Source organism: uncultured Bacteroides sp. (assembly GCF_905207245.1).
Lineage (GTDB): Bacteria > Bacteroidota > Bacteroidia > Bacteroidales > Bacteroidaceae > Bacteroides.
In genome coordinates this window covers 1-19,224 of the sequence record NZ_CAJLKP010000027.1, presented here as the reverse complement: position 1 = coordinate 19,224, position 19,224 = coordinate 1, and the positions used below count along the sequence as shown (strand labels likewise).

Here is a 19,224-nt window from a genome sequence, read left to right as displayed (position 1 = left end):
ATAGATTATGATGAAAAGAGTAAAGTATTTCGCATGGGCACTCCTGCTGGCAGGGGGCTTTGCAATGACCGCTTGTAGCGACGACGACGTTGCCACTACACAGGTAGACATGGGATTAAATGTCATCAACAGTATCGGAGACGACCTGACCGTCAAGACGGGAACATACACGTTTACCGACATCAGCACCGGACTTGAGACAAGAGTTGATTATGCCTCTACCCTGACCCGTGCGGCAGTCCAAAGCACATTGGCCACGCTGACCGACGGTCTGTATAACGTAACTTTTATAGGTACCGCATCCTATAGTTACAAGGAAACCCAGATTATAACCAATGAGGACGGAAAAGAAGAAACGGTAGAAGTAACCAAAACCGCTGATGTTGACGTTCAAGGTGCCAAGCAAAATGTGGAAGTAAAAGGTGGAACCATATCACTGAACCTGCCCGTCTATGTGCTGAACAAGGACGAGAAAGGTGATTTCGTGATTGCAGAAGTTTTTGCCGCCGGAACCCTGAATGCGGAAACAAACAAGCAGTATAACGGCGACCAGTATATCCGCATCCACAACAACTCTACCGAAACGCTGTATGCCGACGGACTGGTATTGCTTGAATCTAAATTCCTGACCGTTACCAAAAACGATTACACCCCGAACATTATGGAGGAAGCCATGACCGTGCAGGTGATAGCCATGGTTCCCGGAAGCGGTACAGACTATCCGGTGTTGCCGGGAGAAAGCATCACCATTTGTGATAATGCCATAAACCATCAAGAAGCCAACCCCGGTTCGGCCGACCTGAGTAAGGCTGACTTTGAATGGTACACCCAGTCTACCAGCACCTCCAACCCGGACATAGACAATCCGGATGTGCCCAATCTGGACATGATGTACAATTACACCAAAACCGTTTGGGTGTTGGCTAAACAAGGCAACAGGTCATACGCTATCGGACGGCTACCGGCAGGAATGACTTCCAAACAATACTTGGAAGAGTATACCTACGACTATACTTATACACTGGCAACCGGAAACCAATCTAAGGTATTCACCGAATACAAATTCCCCAATAGCTGGATTATAGACGCTGTCAACCTGAGTCCGAAGAACAAATATGTATGGAACGTGACAAGCATGGCATTGGATATGGGATATGCCTATATAGGTGTGAACAGTACGATTGCCGAAAACTACGGCAAGGCAGTTGTCCGCAGAACAGCCTACACCACCGAAGACGGACGTAAAGTATTGCAAGATACCAATAACTCAAGCGTAGACTTTGAGCCTTCGGTACGTGCCACCCTCTTACCGGCCCAATAATCAAAAGATTAAGCATGAGACAACGTTTCCTTATCATATTGACCGCAATAGTCCTGTCGCCCCTACGACTGGCCGCAGCAGATACGCTTACTGTCGAACAAAAACTATTGTCGGAATACAGTCGGATGGCTGTATTCCGCAACCAAGTGTGGCAGAATGCCGCCATCCGTTTCGAACAGCGTCCTTTCAGTCTGACAAGCGTCAGCGTGAAGGGACTGTACGAGCAACGTGGTGATGCTGCATTGGCACAGGAAGGAAACGGGAAAAAAGATTTCAGCGCAGAAGTAAACTCTTTCGTCGTACTGAATCCGCGCAACCGGCTTTTCGGGCAAGCCTCCTACCGCAACGGACGCAGGGAAGATGTGGTTTGGAATGAGAATTCCGACTACTCTCTCCTCTACCCTTACGTAGTGGGCGACTCCATCGGCGGCTTCATGAAAGAAGAGGAATATAAATTCTCCGGAGGGTATGCCTACCGCTTCGGCGAATGGACTGCCGGTGCCGAACTGGGTTATCGCGCGGTGATTGCTTACCGCGACAAAGACCCGCGTCCGCGTAACATCATTTCCGATTTGCAGGCGAGCCTCGCACTTTCACGCAACCTGAGCGGGAAATATAACTTAGGTCTTGCAGTGCATGCCCGTAAGTACAATCAGAAGAGCGAAATCTCGTTCCTTGCCGATAAAGGTTCCACATCCGTCTACCAAATGCTTGGGCTGGGCATGGATTACGTTCGCTTTGCGGGAACGCAGACCAGCACCCGCTACACAGGCGAGGGCATAGGCGGCAGCGTCGATTTGCTTCCGGTGAGCAAGGAAGGGGACAATAATGGCTTTTCCGCTTCATTGCGGGCGGACTACTTTCATTTGACCAAAGAGTTGTCCAGCACCAATTACACTCCCATCAATGAAATAAAGAACATAGACGCTTCGTTAGAAACTGCATGGACACACCTCAACCGTGAATGGGAATATGGAGTGCACTTGCTTGCCGCATTGCAACAGCGTACGGGTGTTGAAAACATCTTCGGCGAACCGTCCGGTGCCATTTATCCCCAAATCAGCAGTGTGGACCAGTTCAAAAATACGACACTGAAAGCCGGACTGAAAGGTATGATAGGACAACGCCTCAACGGGAACCGCCGCTGGGGATGGACTCTGCTCCCCACCGCCGGCTACTGCCAGACGAAACCCGAATATAAAGGAAACGGACGCTATGTTGAAATAGCCTCTGCAAGCGGCGGACTGGAAGCACAATCCCTCTGGAAAGTGTCGAAAATGCTGTTATCGGCAAGCGTTGCCGGTGGATATACTTCCAATGTGAAGTCTGATTATTCCCTGACGGGACTGGACAGCAAAGGTTCAGTAGGCAGCACTTTACTCTCGAACATCGATTACCTCAGTGACGACCACGCCTCCGTTGCCCTCAAACTGCGCGGGGACTATATACTCAATGATCGGTATGCCGTATTCCTCTCAGCCAACTGGCTGCATCAGGAATATGATAAATGTGGTGGGACAGACCGGATAGAAGTATCTCTGGGAATTTCTTTCTAAAGGCCTCCTTCCATCTATAGTGAATTACGTAATAAACAAAAGTATAACTAACAATAAAACAAAAAACAACAATGAGAACTAAAACATTATCAATCGCAGCCGCCATCATGGCGTTATTCTTTATCGGAACTTCTTGCAGCAACAAGCAGAAGAGCACTGAAGAAACCGCAACCACCGAACAGACCTCCGGTGCAATGGAAATAGACGACCTCCTTGCCAATGCCGAGTCACTGACCGACCAAGAAATCACCATCGAAGGTGTATGTACACATGCCTGCAAGCATGGCGCCACCAAAATCTTCCTGATGGGTAGCGACGACACACAGACCATCCGTGTAGAAGCAGCCAAACTGGGTTCTTTCGATACGAAGTGTGTCAACAGCATCGTCCGCGTCACCGGAACCCTGAAAGAACAACGTGTGGACGAAGCTTATCTGCAACAATGGGAATCACGCTTGAAAGCTGCCGCTGCCGAAAAGCACGGTGAAGGCGAAGCCGGATGCAGCACTGAGAAGAAAGCACGCGGCGAAACAGCCAATACGCCCGAAGCACGTATCGCCGACTTCCGCGCCAAAATAGCCAAGCGTCAGGCCGAATCAGGAAAGCCCTATCTGTCATTCTATTATATGGAAGCCGCCAACTATGAAATTCAGTAAGGCGGGAACCGTATTTCGGAAATGGAGCCGGACCATCCACCGGGACCTCTCATTCTTCTTCTCGGGGATGGTATTGATATATGCCATCTCCGGAATTGTGATGAACCACCGGAATACGATCAATCCCAATTACTCGGTAGAGCGACAGGAATATACCGTTACCGAAGTGATGCCCCCGCAGGCCGGAATGAAAAAGGATGATGTCCTGAAGCTGCTGGCACCACTCGGTGAAGAAAAGAACTATACCAAACATTACTTCCCGAAGGAAAACCAGATGAAGGTATTCCTGAAAGGCGGTTCCAACCTGATGGTCAATCTGCAGACCAAGCAAGCCGTTTACGAGAAGCTGACACGTCGTCCGTTGATAAGCGCCCTGACCAAGCTGCATTACAATCCCGGAAGATGGTGGACTCACTTCGCAGATGTATTTGCCGTAGGACTCATCATTATTACCGTCACGGGAATGGTGATGCTGAAAGGACCAAAAGGCTTGTGGGGACGAGGAGGTATAGAACTTGCAGCAGGTATACTGATTCCGCTACTTTTTCTATTTCTATAAACGACTCAAGCTTCGCATATAGCCTGAGATATAAGCATTGGTTAGCAGTCTAATTATCAAAGCATTGCATTTACCAAGCATTTACCACAAGAGGTAAAAGCATTTACCGCAGGATGTAACGACCTTTACCACGTATTGTAACGCTCTTTACCTCGGCATGTAACGGTCTTTACCACGGCGTGTAAATGGAGTTACCATTTGGGGTAAACAGAATTACCTACAGGAGTTCCGAGATCAATCCATGCAGCTAACGAGTTATTAAAATAGGTTCAATACTAAAAACAAAAGATATCAATGGAGAATATCATTGAATGCAATAACCTGACGCACTATTATGGCAAACGGTTAATTTACGAAAACCTCAGCTTCAGCGTGCCTAAAGGGCGCATCCTGGGACTGCTGGGGAAAAATGGTACAGGAAAAACCACAACGATCAATATATTGAGCGGTTACCTGAAACCCCGCTCCGGCCAATGCTCCATCTTCGGACAGGACATTCAGACCATGCACCCTTCGACACGCCGTAATATCGGCCTGCTCATCGAGGGACATGTGCAATATCAGTTCATGACCATCCGGGAGATTGAGAAGTTTTATTCTGCTTTCTATCCGGGACAGTGGCGCAAAGAAGCGTACTACGACCTGATGGATAAACTGAAAGTAGCTCCCGGACAGCGCATCTCGCGTATGTCGTGCGGACAACGTTCGCAAGTGGCACTGGGACTTATCCTGGCGCAAAACCCGGAATTGCTGGTACTGGACGATTTCTCTCTCGGTCTGGACCCCGGCTACCGCCGCCTCTTCGTGGACTATCTGCGTGACTATGCCCGCTCGGAAAACAAAACTGTTTTCCTGACCTCGCACATCATTCAGGATATGGAACGCCTGGTAGACGACTGCATCATCATGGATTACGGACGTATCCTCATCCAGCAGCCCGTAAAGGAACTGTTGGACACGATACGCCGCTATACCTGCACGTTGCCCGAAGGTTACAAGATGCCGGAAGATAAGGATTTCTACCATCCGTCTCTTATCAGAAACACGCTGGAAACCTTCTCGTTCCTGCCTCAACAAGAAGTAGAAACCCGTTTCAAAGCCCTGCAAGTGCCTTACAGCGATTTGAAATGCGAGACTGTAAACCTGGAAGATGCTTTTATCGGACTGACGGGAAAATACTGATTAAATTAAAAATTGAGAATTAAAAATTAAAAAACAGCTGCGCAGTGTAGCTGTTGTATCACCTCTCAATTCTCAATTTTCAATATCTCAGTATCATTTTTTAATTTTCAATTTTTAATTTTTAATTCACCATGAACGCTATATTTTATAAAGAATGGATTAAAACCCGCTGGTATCTGTTGCTTGCACTGCTTGTAACGCTCGGTTTTGCCGGATACTCGATGTTGCGCATCAACCGTGTTGCCAGCATGAAAGGCGTGGAACACGTTTGGGAAGTTATGCTGGCACGGGATACCGTATTCGTGGATTTACTGGAATTTATTCCACTATTGGTCGGGATACTGCTTGCACTGGTACAATTCGTACCCGAAATGCACCATAAATGCCTGAAACTGACATTGCATCTGCCCTACCCGCAACTGCGGATGATTAACCTGATGCTGCTCTACGGACTGGTAGTGTTACTTATCTGCTTTGCCGCCAACTACCTGCTGATGACGGTTTACATGCAAGGCGTCCTGGCTCCGGAACTTTATTCGCGGATTCTGCTGACAGCTCTTCCCTGGTATCTGGCAGGTATTGCCGCTTATCTTCTGATTTCATGGATATGCCTGGAACCGACCTGGAAACGCCGCGTCCTCAATCTGGTAATCTCTGTATTGCTGTTGCGCATCTTCTTCCTGGCTCCGGCACCGGAAGCTTACAACGCTTTCCTGCCCTGGCTGGCAATCTACACCCTGCTCACGGCAAGTCTCTCATGGCTCTCCATCGCACGGTTCAAGGCAGGCGAACAAGATTAACAGGTTATACATTCACTATTAAGAACGAAAAAGACAATGAAACGTTTTAGTCAAATATTCTTATACATCACTATTGCATTGCTCATTATCTGGCAGTTGCCTTGGTGTTATTCTTTCTTTGCGGCAAAGCCATCGAAGGTTCCTTTTTCCATGTACAGTTGTGTCCTCGGCGACTTCCTCTCCATGGGCAATGAAGATGGTAAAGGCGTGGTACGACGCGACCAGTCCGGCAATGTATATACACAGGAGCAGACGGACAGTATTCTCCCGTTCTTCTACATGCGCCAGCTTATGGCGGATGAGCGGTTCCCGGACAGCATCAATGGCGTTGCCGTCACTCCGCGCGAGGTGCAGCTTACGAATTTCAGCTTCCGCTCGGCAGCTTCGGATATCAATGCCTCCAAGATAGAGCTTTATCCTTTGCTGGAAAGTATGTCGGGACGTGTGGACCTGAGTATGCCCGATGATGTATTCCGCGTCACCTCGAAAAATCTTGAATTTATCGGTATGAAAACCAATACGGTAGATACAGACAAAAGCCAACTGTTCACAGAGGCTATGGTGAAGAAAGGGTTTAAATTCCCTGCCCGCCGATTGGCCGGTAATCCCACCACTCGCAAGGAGTACGATGAAGGTTATCTGGTTCTGGATAATGAGGGAAAACTTTTCCATCTGAAACAGACAAAAGGGCGCCCGTATGTACGTGCCATTTCCCTGCCGGAAGGCTTAAATGCGAAGTATCTTTTCATCACGGAGTTCAAGGACCGCAAGACACTGGGGTTCCTGACGGATGTGGATAACAACTTCTATGTGCTGAACAATAAGACTTATGATGTGATCAAGACCGGAGTTCCTTCCTTCAATCCTGAAGAGGATGCCCTGTCCATCTTCGGAAATATGTTCGACTGGACGGTTTGTGTGAAAACAGCCGACGCGGACGAATATTATGCACTGGATGCGGATGATTATTCGCTTATCAAGTCCATCAGCTTCCCAAGAAAGAGTAACAGCATACCGGGATTACGTTTTACTTCCTCTCAGGATAAATATGTGAAGCCACGTTTTTGATAAGAGCCTACTATAAAATAGAAATGCGTCAAAAAACTATTCAGCCTTTTGATGCATTTCTATTTTATAATAAGCTCTTTCTTATATCATCTGAAAGCCTTGCCAGAGATTCGTCGGCGGTACAGGTGCTTCCACTTCAATCATTTCTTTAGACACCGGATGCACAAAGCTGATACGACGTGCATGCAGGCAAATACTTCCATCCGGATTGGAGCGGGCAAAGCCATACTTCAAATCTCCCTTGATAGGACATCCCATCTTTGCCAACTGGCAACGTATCTGATGATGCCGTCCGGTCTTCAAATCCACTTCCAGCAGAAAGTAATTCTCCGACTTTCCTATCAGGCGATAGTTCAGGATGGCCTTTTTACTTTTTGGCACCTCCTTATCATATGCATAGCTCTTGTTCTGCTTCTCATTGCGCACCAGATAGTTCACCAATTCTCCTTCCAGCTCCTTCGGAGCATTCTTCACGATAGCCCAGTAAGTCTTCTTCACCTCACTATTCTTGAACATTTCATTGAGGCGGGACAACGCCTTGCTGGTCTTAGCAAATACAACAAGACCGCTCACGGGGCGGTCCAGCCGGTGGGTAACACCGATGAAAACATTACCGGGTTTCTGGTATTTCTCCTTCAAATACTGCTTTACAGTTTCCGAAAGCGGCGTATCCCCCGTCTTGTCTCCCTGAACGATCTCGGAAGCGGTCTTGTTGACTATAATGATATGATTGTCCTCGTATACGACAGTCATTTTTTTTTAATGAAGAATGATGAATGAAGAATGATGAATTACTTTGCGGCATACTTGCATAGCGTAGCAAAATTCTTCATTCATCATTCTTCATTCTTAATTTAAACTACATATTCATACCACCATCTACCTGGATCACCTGTCCTGATACATAAGAAGACATATCAGAAGCGAGGAAGGTAGCAATGTTTGCCACGTCTTCGGGAGTACCGCCGCGACGCAAAGGAATCTTCTTTGCCCATTCGGCTCTTACCTCGTCAGACAATGCAGCAGTCATATCGGTCAGGATAAAGCCCGGAGCAATAGCGTTGGCACGGATGCCGCGAGAACCGAGTTCCTGGGCAATAGACTTAGCCAAAGCAATCATACCAGCCTTGGAAGCTGCATAGTTGGCTTGTCCGGCATTACCGTGAACACCTACTACAGAAGCCATATTGATAATGCTACCTGCTTTCTGACGCATCATGATCGGAGTACAAGCATGAATAAAGTTGAAAGCAGACTTCAGGTTAACGTTAATAACCATATCCCATTGTTGCTCGCTCATACGCATCATCAGACCATCACGAGTGATACCTGCATTGTTTACCAGAATATCAATGCGACCAAAATCTGCATGAATGGCTTCTACTACCTTGGCAGTATCTTCAAAGCTGGCAGCGTTTGAAGCATAACCTTTAGCTTTCACGCCCATTGCTTCCAGTTCTTTGGTTGTATTCTCTGCATTTTCATCAATCACCAGGTCAGTGAATGCAATATTTGCTCCTTCAGAAGCGAACTTTAAAGCGATCGCCTTACCGATGCCGCGTGCAGCACCAGTCACAATGACAGTTTTTCCATCTAATAATCCCATACTTTTTTAATTATTGATTAAAGTTTTCTTTTCTATGCAGCGCACCGAACACAATGTTGACCACGTACTTGTCGCGTTCCTCATCCGTCAGTTTAGCGCCTATGTGTCCGCGTATATAAGGTACTTCGATACCTTTCACGCAATAGTGTACCAGCTCGGCAGTCATATCGACATCGTCAATCTGAAATACCCCTTTCTCCGCACCCTCTTGGAGTACATCCTTGAAAAGCTGTAGTTCTTTGGCATCAAAACGTTTGCGCACCTTCTCTACCCGCCATATATCACGGAAAAAGGTAGCACGGAGCGTTCCATTCCTATATACCACCTCCTTCACAGCATCCAGGCGAGTATAAATCATTTCGATAATCTTCTGGTCGGGTGAAATATCTTTCTCTGCCACCCGCTTCATCACATCCAAAAGAATCTCCAGTTCCGACTCGACAACAGCCGTATAGATCTCTTCCTTACTTTTAAAATAGGTATAGAGAGTTCTTCTACCTTTTTTAGAAGCAAGAGCGATATCATTCATCGTGGTATTCTCAACACCCATCTTTGCAAACAACTGACGGGCTACATCCACTAATTTAGCTTTTGTCTTCGATACAGTCATATATTAATAATTGCACATTGCTTAATAATTTGAGCAAAAGTAAAACTTTTCTGCATACCACACAAGAAATCGTGTGTTTTATTAACATTCCATCATAGGAAGAGAAGAAAAAAAAAGCATACACTATCATGTTACTTATCAACAGTTTAGAAACAACATCACATTTTTTAGAGAAAATAAAACGGATTTTATTTGTTAGTTTCATAAAAAGCCGTACCTTTGCACCCACAAAACATCGCGGAGTGGAGCAGTTGGTAGCTCGTTGGGCTCATAACCCAAAGGTCATTCGTTCGAGTCGGATCTCCGCAACTAAATAAAAAAGACCGTTTTTCAACGGTCTTTTTTTGTATCCTGACTATTCCTATTGTTATTCCACAACGATTCGTGCGGCTTCTTTCAGGTTTATATTCAGCGTGGCTCCACTTGACTGGGGCATCCAAACCACTTGGCGACACTCTCCTTTTTCTATTGTACATCTTGGGTTACCATGTGCATAGAGATACTCAGTATCAATGCTAAAAGATTCTTTATTTACATGCCAGGAGTGTATGTTATCCAGCCGAAGATGTAAGTCTTTCACTTCTCCACTGTCAAAATTCAAATTTCCATTAATCACATGCAAGGCTCTAAATCGACAATTTTCTATAGTGGCACGGTTTTCTACAGCAAAAGACAATGTGTCACAATCCAGATTTTTAAAGTTCACCTGCTGACTTATCAAATTGGAAGTTATCCTTTGTATATCAGCGGGTAAGGCCAAAATCATCTCTTTGGAGCGCACATTAAGCCAAGACATATCCTGGTACTTCTTCTCCAGTTTTTCTTTGGAGAAATTGAATACAATATGCAATGTATCTCCCGACGTATTCATCGTCATATACTTATCCATATCAGAAGCATAAGTGAAAGTACCGTTTTCTGCTTGCGCCTGACGAACCTTCAGCGGTATCTCACTGAATGCAACCATTCTTATTTCTTTTATTTCGTTATCATCCACAATGATATCTCTATCTGTCACCAACTGCACCACTTTGCACTCTGGCAACTGCACTGTTTTTTGTTCTCCATTGATATCCATAAAGTTATCATTCCCGTCGAAAAATAACGTAGAGCTATAGAATATGCCACCGCATATAACCACCAATCCGGCAAGCAGCATTCCAAATATTATATAAGTTGTTCGTTTCATAATCTTCTTCTTTATTTTTGTTTCTTACTATATTCCTGATACATATCCGACATATCTTTTGCCGAAATACCGAGTGTGTACATCTGCTTGAAGAAGTAATCCACCTCTTCTTTCAGAAAATACTCTTTCCGCAATGAAAGGATTTGTTCGCGAGCACCGGCAGACACAAAATAGCCAATGCCCCGCTTGTTATAAATAACCCCTTGTGATTGCAAATAATCGTACGAACGCATCACCGTATTGGCATTTACCTCTACCACAGCCGCATATTCTCTGACGGATGGTATACGTTCTTCTTCCTGATATTGACCAAGAAGTACCTCGTCACAAATCCGATCTGCTATTTGCAGGTAGATGGCTTTACTTTCTTTAAAATTCATACTTACCAGCGGTTAATGATTTCAGATTCTTTAAAGCGGAAATAAGCGACTATCCAATTGAAGATAGCCATACCAAAGAAGACGATTGTAGTCCAAAGTGTCATGGCTTCATCAGATATATCCTGATTCACTCCACGAACACCACGTGCTTCAAATACTATTTTTCCCAGTACCGATCCTATTGCTATATAAATGATAGCAACGACCACAATGGCTGAGAAAGTTTTCACAAATGAGTTTTTCGGCCAGATGGAACTACCCAAAACAAACAAGGACTGTGCAAAGAAATAAGCGCTTACTCCTAACATGAAATAATTGCAATCAGCAAAAACCGTCCAGAATTGTCCTTTTCCTACCAGATGGGAAAGCGGAGTAGAGGAAATAATATCTTTCAACTCGGGATAGCTGACCATATAAACCGCTACACGTGTCCAATCCGCCAATTTGAAAGCTATCAGGAATACGATGAGAAAGCCGAAAGTAAATACCAGCCAACGGGAGAAAAACTTCTCAAACATCGTAGCAGGCGTCATCAACATAGCTATCCGGTTCGTTTTAGATTTCATGCGTTCCATAATGAACGAAGCGCTCAGAAGTCCCATAATAACAAGCGCCCAAATGAAAGCTCCCAATTCAAATGTCCATATAGGGTCCTGAGTTATCCCTCTATTAATCAGACCTTCCGGATGATTATATTGAAAGTAGCCATTCCATATAAAAGCAATCGCCATTATGCCGTACATCATTACAAACCTAAGCAAATTAGCTTTCCAACTCTCCACCATTTCTTTGCGGCATAAGCTCACAAAACGGGGTGCACTAAAAAAAGTATCGCGTATCATTGTTCATTCTTTTTAGGGTGAAACATTTCTGCCATCTTCTGTGGTGCGGCAAGCGTAGCACCGAACAGCAGTTCAAGATTAATCTCCGATTCTTCGTCTTCCGTATTCGGTAGCATCAGGAAGTTGCCTTGCACGGAAGGCAATGTATAAAGTGCAGTCTTCGCCATTTCACGGTCATCACTTTCAAGGAAAAGCAACTTGTTGCAAATGCTGGCGGTAGACTCATCAAGCAATACACGACTGTTATCCATAATCACTACATGATCCAATATCTTATCAATATCCCGCACCTGGTGAGTAGAGATAATAATTGTCCTGTCATCCGACATGCCGGAAGCAATGAACTTACGGAACTGGCTTTTACCCGGAATATCAAGTCCGTTGGTTGGCTCGTCCATAATCAACAATGAAGTATGGGTAGCCAATGCAAAACTCATGAATACTTTCTTTTTCTGCCCCATAGATAAAGCTCCCAAATTCAAATCCTGCTCCATCTCAAAATAATGCAGGTACTTCACCATATCTTCTTTGCTGAAACGGGGATAGAACTGACTGTTCAACTCCACATAGCTGACCAGAGATATAGAAGGAAGTTCAAACTCTTCAGGTACCAGGAACATATCCTGCAGAGTGACAGGCAACCTGCGACGCACATCAGTATCATGATAAATCACCTTCCCGCTCTTGGGGGTGAGCAAACCGCTCATCAGATAAAGCAATGTAGACTTACCGGCGCCATTCTTTCCCAGCAACCCGTATACTCTACCCTTCTCCAATGAAAGCGAAAAATCGTGCAGAACTTCTTTCTTGCCCCGACGATAACTGAACGAAATGTTTTCTACTCGTAGCATAAGCTTGGATATTTATTAGTTATTTAGTGTATTAGTTTATTAGTACACCGCAAATGTAGGCAAACTTTTTAATATTCCAAGCGTTTCCTCAAAAAAAAGCAAAAAAAGAGAGGAGCTAAGAATCACTCTCCACTCCTCCCGACACGACAAACAACTAAAATTGTTGCTATTTGATGCCATCCAACGCCTTTTTGGCAGTAGCATTGGCGGGGTCTATAGCCAGAATTTTATTCCAGTACTCCTTCGAAGTAGGATAGTCGCTCTTCAATAGATAGTAGTATCCCAGATAACTGTAACACTCTATCAACGGAGAATTATACTTCGGATCGTTTTTACTTAGCAACACCTCCATCACCTTTTCATAATAAGGTTTCGCCAGCCCGTCGGTAGTTTCGGGGTCCATGGCAGAATTGGTCCGGGCGCGCCACATATCTCCCAGATAGCTATCGGGAGCTTGTTCGGAAACAAGTGCGAATACAGAGTCAGCAGACTGCAACGCCGCCATACGGTCGGCAGGCTGCACGGTGAGCGTGTCCGAAGACGTGCCCTGTCCGTAATAAAGACGCCCTAGCTGGAATAAGGTTTCAGGGGTCTTTTTATCCTTGGCTAATGCATCATAATACTTCTGATAAGAAGCAATAGCCTGTGCATAATCGTTCTTCATTTCATAAGCATCGGAGATTTCACGCCATAAGTCGGTCTGCGTATTGTCCTTCTCAAGCGCCTTGCCATATTCTATAATGGCTTCATCGTATTTCTTCAACGCAGTCAATAAAGCGCCATAATAGCGATAATCCAGATAAGAATAATCCGCATTGTCCGAAGCATGGAAGAAAGCATCAGCAGCTTTCTCCGCATCTTCATAACGTTTCAAGTCCGTATTATTATACATGGCAAGACGGTTGAATGCAGCATGACGGGCATTCGCCTGCAAGCCTTTCTGGGCTATTTGCAGCGATTTCTCGAAGTCATGGTTCAGGAATAAGGCAAATGCATACTTCAGCATGTCATCTTCCGTAGCAAGAGGCGTATTGATGAACTTCGCATACATCGCGGCAGCTTTATCAAACCGATTACTGGAATAATATACTTCAGCCAATTCCTTGTCAGCTTCCAGACAATCCGGTTCCACAGCTTTCAGTTGTTCCAGCTTCTCGATGGCCAATGAAGGACTGGCAGATTTGTAGGCCTGCGCATATTTCAGATAAGCCTCCTTACAGTTCGGGTCGAAGTAAATGGCCTGTTCATAAAGCTGACAGGCTTGTCCCACATTCTTTTGTGCAAGAGCTATGTCGCCCTCCAGTACGGACACTTTCGGATCCTTATTATTGGCTTTCTTCGCCATTGCCAGATACTCCTGAGCATCGGTAAGCTTTCCGGCATTCAGATAAACACGGGCTATGGAAGTCACAAGGTCCACATTCTTTTTATTCTTCCCTTTCAGCAATGCACCGGCTTCCTCAGAAGCTTGTTCGGGATTGGTCTGAACCAAGTTTTTCATTTTATCTACCCCAGCCTGCCATTCGTTCACAGGCGCCTGTGCAGAAACAGTGCCGGCCAACAGCAATGCTCCCATACTAAGAATTAACATCGTTTTCATAATAGCATTCATTTTAGTTATTTATCTTTTATATTCACCACCCGCACCGGTTGGGTAGCAGGCACTAATCCCGACTTTAGAATAATCCGCTGTCCCCGGTCGGAAGAGAGGAAAGAGGCAAATCCCCACGGAAGAGCGCTCCGCGGATCATTCAACAGGGCATAGATGCTGCGTGCCAACGGATAATCACCGTAAAACAAATATGCCTGATAGGGTTTGAAACTGTTTTCCGGCGTCGCCTTGTCGGCAGCGCTGACGGACATCACCCGTACTTCTTTGCTAAAGGAAAGTCCTGTGCTGTCATTACGGTCGCTCAGCCAATTCACGCCAATAATACCGATAGCATCAGGAGTCTTTGACACATAGTCGATGACCTCACGGTTGGTCTTCAACGCCTTTACCTGGTCCGACAACGGAGCACCCTTGCAAATGGAATCTACCGCAAAACGTACGGTACTGGAATTCTTGTTATCAAATACCAAACTGATATCCTTCAACCGGGATGCCGGATAGATGTCTTTCCATTGTGCGGTCTTTCCCGTCAGGATGTCGCGGATCTCATTCACGGTAATCAGTGTATCGGGATTATCTTTATTGGTAATCAACGCTAATCCATCCGTGGCTATCTTTATCTCCTGTGGGAAGAACTTCCGGCTATTGAAAGAGTTCATCTCCTCCGGTGTCAGCCTGCGACTGGTAATCGCCAACCGCAGACTGTCCTTGAGCAATAGATTGACGGCTTCCACTTCCGTCACATAACGGGGTACAATTCCTGCCAAAGGAAACAGTCCCTCAAACACATCCACTTCTTCCTGCACGATAGGCCGGAAACTTTCGTCCGCAGCAATCGCTATCACGCCCGAAGTGTATGTATCCGTCAGTCCGTCCTTGGGCTTGCTCTGGCATGCCGACACAGAAGCCAGCATCATCACCAAACCTAAAAGCTGAAGTTGTTTCACCGTTTTCATCACACACATATTATTGTAATCTAAACACAACCGGTATTGTATACTTCACCGACACAGCTTTACCGTTCTGCTTGCCGGGAATCCACTTAGGCATGGACATTATCACACGAACAGCTTCTTTGTCCAGATAAGGGTCTACACCTCTCAGTACATTCACATCGCGCACACGACCATCGGCACCTACCACAAACTGACAAGTCACACGTCCTTGCGTACCGTTTTCCTGAGCGATAGTCGGATACTTCATGTTCTTACTGATGAACTGCATCATCTCTGCCTGCCCACCAGGGAACTGAGGCATCTGCTCTACCATATCGAAGACCTTTTCAGGTTCCGGCTCGGCCTGCGTAACCACTTGTTTCAGGTCAGCAATATCCTTACCGTTCGCTTCGTCATTACCTTTCACGTCGGCAATAGAAATGGCAACTTTTGTTTCAGTCAGTTCCTTCTGGCTCTTCATTTCATCCTCTTCGTTTACTTCCTCGTCTTTTTTGATGACCGGAGCGGTAAACTTGATAGAACTCTTCAAAGCAGGAGGCGGGGGAGCAACAGGCTCCACTCTCTTCATCTCTTCCTGTTTAATTTCCGGTTCCTCCAGTTGAGACAGAGTAGTCACTTCAGTCATCACTTCCTTCTGCTTCGGTGTAGCCATCTTTATCAAAGTAGGAATGCTGAACCCTACCAATGCGATGACAATCACCAATATCACAGCGATATTATGACGTTTCGGAGAAGTCTCCCTCAACTTATAAGCACCGTATGCCTTGTTCTTGCCGTTGAATATAAGGTCGCACCATTCCGAAGAACTTAAATCTACTTTAGCCATATTCTTACTTTTTTAGGTGTTACACATTATTCAGCAATGTTCTGCGACAATTCACCCTTGCTATCGAAATTCTTTATCAGAAATTCGTCGGCTTCGGCAATGTCGGTAATCACATACTTACCTATATTACATATCTGCATTTCATCGAGTGCATCAATCAGATTCTTGTACGAAGCATTATCGGTGGCTTTGATAATCACTGTCGGTGTATTCTTCCCGCTCTTTATCTCAGCAAGCCGCTTCGAGAAATCATCCTCTGATATCTTGAGGTCCAGTTTCTGCTGTTTCAGTTCGTTCACTTCATTTACAGCAGCCCTATTACGTTGCAAGAGCATTGCCCTCAGACCATCCGGCTGATAGGTTGTTTCCTTCAGCGAAGTATAATCCTTGTAGTTGGGCTCTCCTTCGTAATAATACATTTTATCGTCACTACCCAGCAGCAGAGTAATAGCCTGTGATGCCTTCACTTTCGACTGCTGTTCTTCGGTAATGTCCTTATCGTTACTCGGCATACTTATCTCCATCGTCTGAGGCTTGCTCAGTGAGGTACAAAGCATAAAGAAGGTAATCAGCAACATGTTCATGTCCACCATTGGTGTAAAGTCCACCCTGACAGTCATTTTCTTCTGCTTGCTTTTTCCGCCTTTCTTATTGCCGCTTTCTTGTATTTCAGCCATAATATTCTATTTTTTTAGTTGACGAGGTTTCAGTTGACAAGTCTACGAGGGTGTATTATCCCTCTTGCCCCTTGTTCCCTACTCTTCAGAAGTAGTCTTCAGAGAAGTAATCAGGTTATACCGATTCTCTCTGAGGTCCTGAAGTGAGTTCATCACATTCTTGATTACGGAATAAGGAGTATTGGCATCCGCCTTGATGGCGATACGTAAATCTTTGTTCGTGGCACGGGCATTGCGCACCCATGCTTTAAACTGATTGTCGATACTGTCAGTAGGTATCCCCTCATTCTTTAACACAGCATCCTGCTGGTCCTGCGGCAAGTCGAGGTACTTCTTCATACTCTTCATCGGTACTCCGAAAGTAGATGCCAATCCGAACTTCTTGGTTTCCTCCGGAGTGAATGTCACTCCATACTCTTGTCCCATGGCTTCCAGCACCTCGCGCAGGTCAGACTGTTTGTCCATACTCATAAACACTTTTCCGTTCGGATCGACCAATATCTGCAGGATATTCGTTTCCGGAATCTTAATTTCGGAAACAGAGGCCGGAGTGGTGACCTGCACCGGCTCTTTCTTCACGAACGTAGATGTCAGCATGAAAAAGGTCAGCAGCAGTACTGTCACATCACTCATCGCCGTCATATCGATGAACGTACTTTTCTTTTTTATCTTCGCTCTACCCATAATTATTAAATTAAAAATTGAGTCAATTTACTTATGCGTAGCGGCAAAAGTCTGCACGATAGAGAATCCAACCTCATCAAGGCTGTAAGTCAGCTTATCAATCTTATTGGTATAATAGTTATAGGAAATAACGGCGAGTGCTCCGGTCAAGATACCGAATGCCGTATTAATCAAGGCCTCAGAGATACCTTGTGACAACGCCATTGAGTCAGCAGAACCTCCGGCAGCCAGAGCGGCAAACGAACGAATCATACCGATAACCGTACCGAGCAATCCCATCAATGTACCCAGAGTAGTGATAGTACCGATAATAGGCAAGTTCTGCTCCATCATCGGCAGTTCCAGCGCAGTGGCTTCTTCCAATTCCTTCTGTATGGCAAGCAACTTCTGGTCTTTAGACAGATTGGTATCATTTTCCATTTCAGCATACTTTTTCAAAGTAGCATTTACTACATTGGCAACAGAACCATGTTGTTTGTCACAAATTTCCTGTGCTTTCTTCATGTCACTGGCAGCCAGGGCAGCTTTGATATTAGCAACAAACTTAGCCAACGGACCTTTACCAAAAGCAGCACCGATAGCAATGTAACGTTCAATGCTCAATGCAATAACGGTCAGCAAGAGAGTCTGGATAACAGGAACAATGAATCCACCTTTATAGATAGTGCCGAGGAAGTTTCCAGGCAGCGGATGGTTGTTCGGGTCATTGTTCATGAAGTTAGAGGGATTTCCCAACACAAAGTGAAAAATAAGCACGGCTACGATAAAGCAAATTACGATTACCCAACCGGCAGACTTGATGCCTTTAAAAGAGGCGGATTTCTTTTGAGTAGTTTCCATGATGAAAAATTTAAATGGTTTTGTATTAAAATTGATTTTTTAGAATAATTCGTATGGATACAGTTCTCCCCCTCACGGTATCAATATACCGTAATCACCCGTATAACCTCACCCTAGAGTTAGGGATGTAAGAGATCGCCAACTTTCAGCCACATTTGGGAAAGATGGAAAGGGAAAACTAGTCTGCGGGAAATTTAAATTATAATCCGTCGTAAAGTATAGATGTAGTATTCACTACTGAAGGAAGTATAATGCGGATCTTTATCCGAATAGTATAGTTTCGACTGGTCATGCACCATCAGATTCTGATGCTGAGATAAGATTAAGAAAATTCCCTTAAGGAATATAGAAGTTTCCATAGCTCTACGGAAACGCTGGGAATTAAAAGAATATCTTTCTGAGATAGGTTTGTTGCCAAGTTCCACATCAGTAGACCACATGAACTTGGTATTAGTAAACAGGCTTCTTGTATCGTTAACGACATTATCTGAAGAGACATTTCTCAGCGATGAAGAAGAAGCACTTACTTTGCAAGCGGCTGCTTCTTTATCGACCGTCCCCGTAAAGTTGACGGCGCTGCTACTTAGACTATATACCAATGTCAGTAGCATAAATACCAAAAATGTCTTTACAGTTGTTCTCATGTCGTTTTCAATTCTATAATAACAACAGCTATCTGCTGTTTTTTGTTTTACTAAAATCGAAGTTTATTTTAAATAAAAAATAATTGTTCATTGATTAAAGGTATTATAGTACCTTTTAATACGAAGTAAAGGTACGAATAAAACACTGAATATCGAAACAAAGAATGAATATAATTCCCTGATTTTAAGTAGTTTTAATCATTAGTTCAGGGGTTGAAACAAGAAGTATTACAAGAGAAATACAGACCTCACTTTTTCCTCATAACGATGCTATTTGCATGCAAGATGAGGAGAATTGGGATAGTTTTCAAAATGGTGTAAATACAAAAAGCCTCCACATCAATTGATATGGAGGCTTCTCTCTA

General features: G+C 44.9%; 21 protein-coding genes and 1 tRNA gene. 8 read left to right on the top strand and 14 right to left on the bottom strand.

The window, feature by feature from the left end; genetic code table 11:
* Positions 1 to 7 precede the first annotated feature (7 nt).
* The 7 genes from QZ135_RS10295 (at position 8) to QZ135_RS10265 (ending at position 7,142) form a co-directional block, all read left to right on the top strand.
* Positions 8 to 1,321 carry a DUF4876 domain-containing protein gene (locus QZ135_RS10295; RefSeq protein ID WP_294608644.1) on the top strand — a complete coding sequence of 438 codons (1,314 nt, stop codon included), beginning with the start codon at positions 8 to 10 and terminating at the stop codon, positions 1,319 to 1,321.
* A gap of 14 nt (positions 1,322 to 1,335) precedes the next feature.
* Positions 1,336 to 2,877, top strand: a complete 1,542-nt coding sequence (locus tag QZ135_RS10290; RefSeq protein WP_294608642.1) for a DUF6850 family outer membrane beta-barrel protein — start codon at positions 1,336 to 1,338, stop codon at positions 2,875 to 2,877.
* 71 nt (positions 2,878 to 2,948) lie between these two features.
* Positions 2,949 to 3,533 carry a hypothetical protein gene (locus QZ135_RS10285; protein ID WP_294608640.1) on the top strand — a complete coding sequence of 195 codons (585 nt, stop codon included), beginning with the start codon at positions 2,949 to 2,951 and terminating at the stop codon, positions 3,531 to 3,533.
* Positions 3,520 to 4,092 (top strand): PepSY-associated TM helix domain-containing protein, encoded by a 573-nt coding sequence (locus QZ135_RS10280; protein ID WP_294608638.1) that lies wholly within the window; start codon positions 3,520 to 3,522, stop codon positions 4,090 to 4,092. Before QZ135_RS10285 ends, QZ135_RS10280 begins: the two co-directional genes overlap by 14 nt.
* A 294-nt stretch (positions 4,093 to 4,386) precedes the next feature.
* Positions 4,387 to 5,274 (top strand): ABC transporter ATP-binding protein, encoded by an 888-nt coding sequence (locus QZ135_RS10275; protein WP_007667645.1) that lies wholly within the window; start codon positions 4,387 to 4,389, stop codon positions 5,272 to 5,274.
* A gap of 131 nt (positions 5,275 to 5,405) precedes the next feature.
* On the top strand, positions 5,406 to 6,074 hold the full coding sequence (locus QZ135_RS10270) for a hypothetical protein (protein WP_294608635.1): 669 nt from the start codon (positions 5,406 to 5,408) through the stop codon (positions 6,072 to 6,074).
* A gap of 36 nt (positions 6,075 to 6,110) precedes the next feature.
* Positions 6,111 to 7,142: a DUF4857 domain-containing protein gene (locus tag QZ135_RS10265; RefSeq protein WP_294608633.1), complete on the top strand. Its 1,032-nt coding sequence runs from the start codon at positions 6,111 to 6,113 to the stop codon at positions 7,140 to 7,142.
* 81 nt (positions 7,143 to 7,223) lie between these two features.
* Here QZ135_RS10265 and QZ135_RS10260 read toward each other — a convergent pair whose 3' ends face one another.
* The 3 genes from QZ135_RS10260 to QZ135_RS10250 all read right to left on the bottom strand — a co-directional run bounded on the left by QZ135_RS10260 (position 7,224) and on the right by QZ135_RS10250 (position 9,358).
* Positions 7,224 to 7,895: an RNA pseudouridine synthase gene (locus QZ135_RS10260; RefSeq protein ID WP_294608631.1), complete on the bottom strand. Its 672-nt coding sequence runs from the start codon at positions 7,893 to 7,895 to the stop codon at positions 7,224 to 7,226.
* Between the two features lie 106 nt (positions 7,896 to 8,001).
* Entirely contained in the window at positions 8,002 to 8,748 is a 747-nt protein-coding gene (gene fabG / locus QZ135_RS10255) for a 3-oxoacyl-[acyl-carrier-protein] reductase (RefSeq protein WP_294608629.1), read from the bottom strand.
* A gap of 10 nt (positions 8,749 to 8,758) precedes the next feature.
* Entirely contained in the window at positions 8,759 to 9,358 is a 600-nt protein-coding gene (locus tag QZ135_RS10250; protein ID WP_294608627.1) for a TetR/AcrR family transcriptional regulator, read from the bottom strand.
* Positions 9,359 to 9,594: 236 nt separating this feature from the next.
* On the opposite strand from QZ135_RS10250, the gene QZ135_RS10245 reads away from it, so the two are divergent.
* A tRNA-Met gene (locus QZ135_RS10245) sits at positions 9,595 to 9,667 on the top strand.
* Between the two features lie 58 nt (positions 9,668 to 9,725).
* Here the strand turns inward: QZ135_RS10245 and QZ135_RS10240 are convergent.
* The 11 genes from QZ135_RS10240 to QZ135_RS10190 form a co-directional block, all read right to left on the bottom strand.
* Positions 9,726 to 10,547, bottom strand: coding sequence for a lipocalin/fatty-acid binding family protein (locus tag QZ135_RS10240; RefSeq protein ID WP_294608625.1), 822 nt, complete (start codon positions 10,545 to 10,547; stop codon positions 9,726 to 9,728).
* Between the two features lie 11 nt (positions 10,548 to 10,558).
* Positions 10,559 to 10,927, bottom strand: a complete 369-nt coding sequence (locus QZ135_RS10235) for a GntR family transcriptional regulator (RefSeq protein WP_009132081.1) — start codon at positions 10,925 to 10,927, stop codon at positions 10,559 to 10,561.
* Positions 10,928 to 10,929: 2 nt separating this feature from the next.
* Positions 10,930 to 11,769, bottom strand: coding sequence for a hypothetical protein (locus QZ135_RS10230; protein ID WP_294608622.1), 840 nt, complete (start codon positions 11,767 to 11,769; stop codon positions 10,930 to 10,932).
* Positions 11,766 to 12,620 carry an ATP-binding cassette domain-containing protein gene (locus tag QZ135_RS10225; protein ID WP_294608620.1) on the bottom strand — a complete coding sequence of 285 codons (855 nt, stop codon included), beginning with the start codon at positions 12,618 to 12,620 and terminating at the stop codon, positions 11,766 to 11,768. The genes QZ135_RS10230 and QZ135_RS10225 overlap by 4 nt, the downstream gene beginning before the upstream one ends.
* 166 nt (positions 12,621 to 12,786) lie before the next feature.
* Complete coding sequence (locus QZ135_RS10220) at positions 12,787 to 14,232, bottom strand: tetratricopeptide repeat protein (RefSeq protein ID WP_294608618.1); 1,446 nt, start codon at positions 14,230 to 14,232, stop codon at positions 12,787 to 12,789.
* Between the two features lie 5 nt (positions 14,233 to 14,237).
* The gene (locus QZ135_RS10215; protein ID WP_294608616.1) at positions 14,238 to 15,188 is read right to left on the bottom strand and encodes a substrate-binding domain-containing protein; all 951 of its coding nucleotides are present in this window, start codon (positions 15,186 to 15,188) and stop codon (positions 14,238 to 14,240) included.
* A 10-nt stretch (positions 15,189 to 15,198) separates the two neighbouring features.
* Complete coding sequence (locus QZ135_RS10210) at positions 15,199 to 16,014, bottom strand: energy transducer TonB (protein WP_294608614.1); 816 nt, start codon at positions 16,012 to 16,014, stop codon at positions 15,199 to 15,201.
* 26 nt (positions 16,015 to 16,040) lie between these two features.
* On the bottom strand, positions 16,041 to 16,691 hold the full coding sequence (locus tag QZ135_RS10205) for a biopolymer transporter ExbD (RefSeq protein ID WP_294608612.1): 651 nt from the start codon (positions 16,689 to 16,691) through the stop codon (positions 16,041 to 16,043).
* A 78-nt stretch (positions 16,692 to 16,769) separates the two neighbouring features.
* Positions 16,770 to 17,375 carry a biopolymer transporter ExbD gene (locus QZ135_RS10200; protein WP_294608610.1) on the bottom strand — a complete coding sequence of 202 codons (606 nt, stop codon included), beginning with the start codon at positions 17,373 to 17,375 and terminating at the stop codon, positions 16,770 to 16,772.
* A 27-nt stretch (positions 17,376 to 17,402) separates the two neighbouring features.
* A complete protein-coding gene (locus QZ135_RS10195) occupies positions 17,403 to 18,215 on the bottom strand; it encodes a MotA/TolQ/ExbB proton channel family protein (protein WP_294608608.1) in 813 nt (270 codons plus the stop codon).
* 194 nt (positions 18,216 to 18,409) lie between these two features.
* The gene (locus QZ135_RS10190; RefSeq protein ID WP_294608606.1) at positions 18,410 to 18,859 is read right to left on the bottom strand and encodes a hypothetical protein; all 450 of its coding nucleotides are present in this window, start codon (positions 18,857 to 18,859) and stop codon (positions 18,410 to 18,412) included.
* Positions 18,860 to 19,224: the final 365 nt, after the last annotated feature.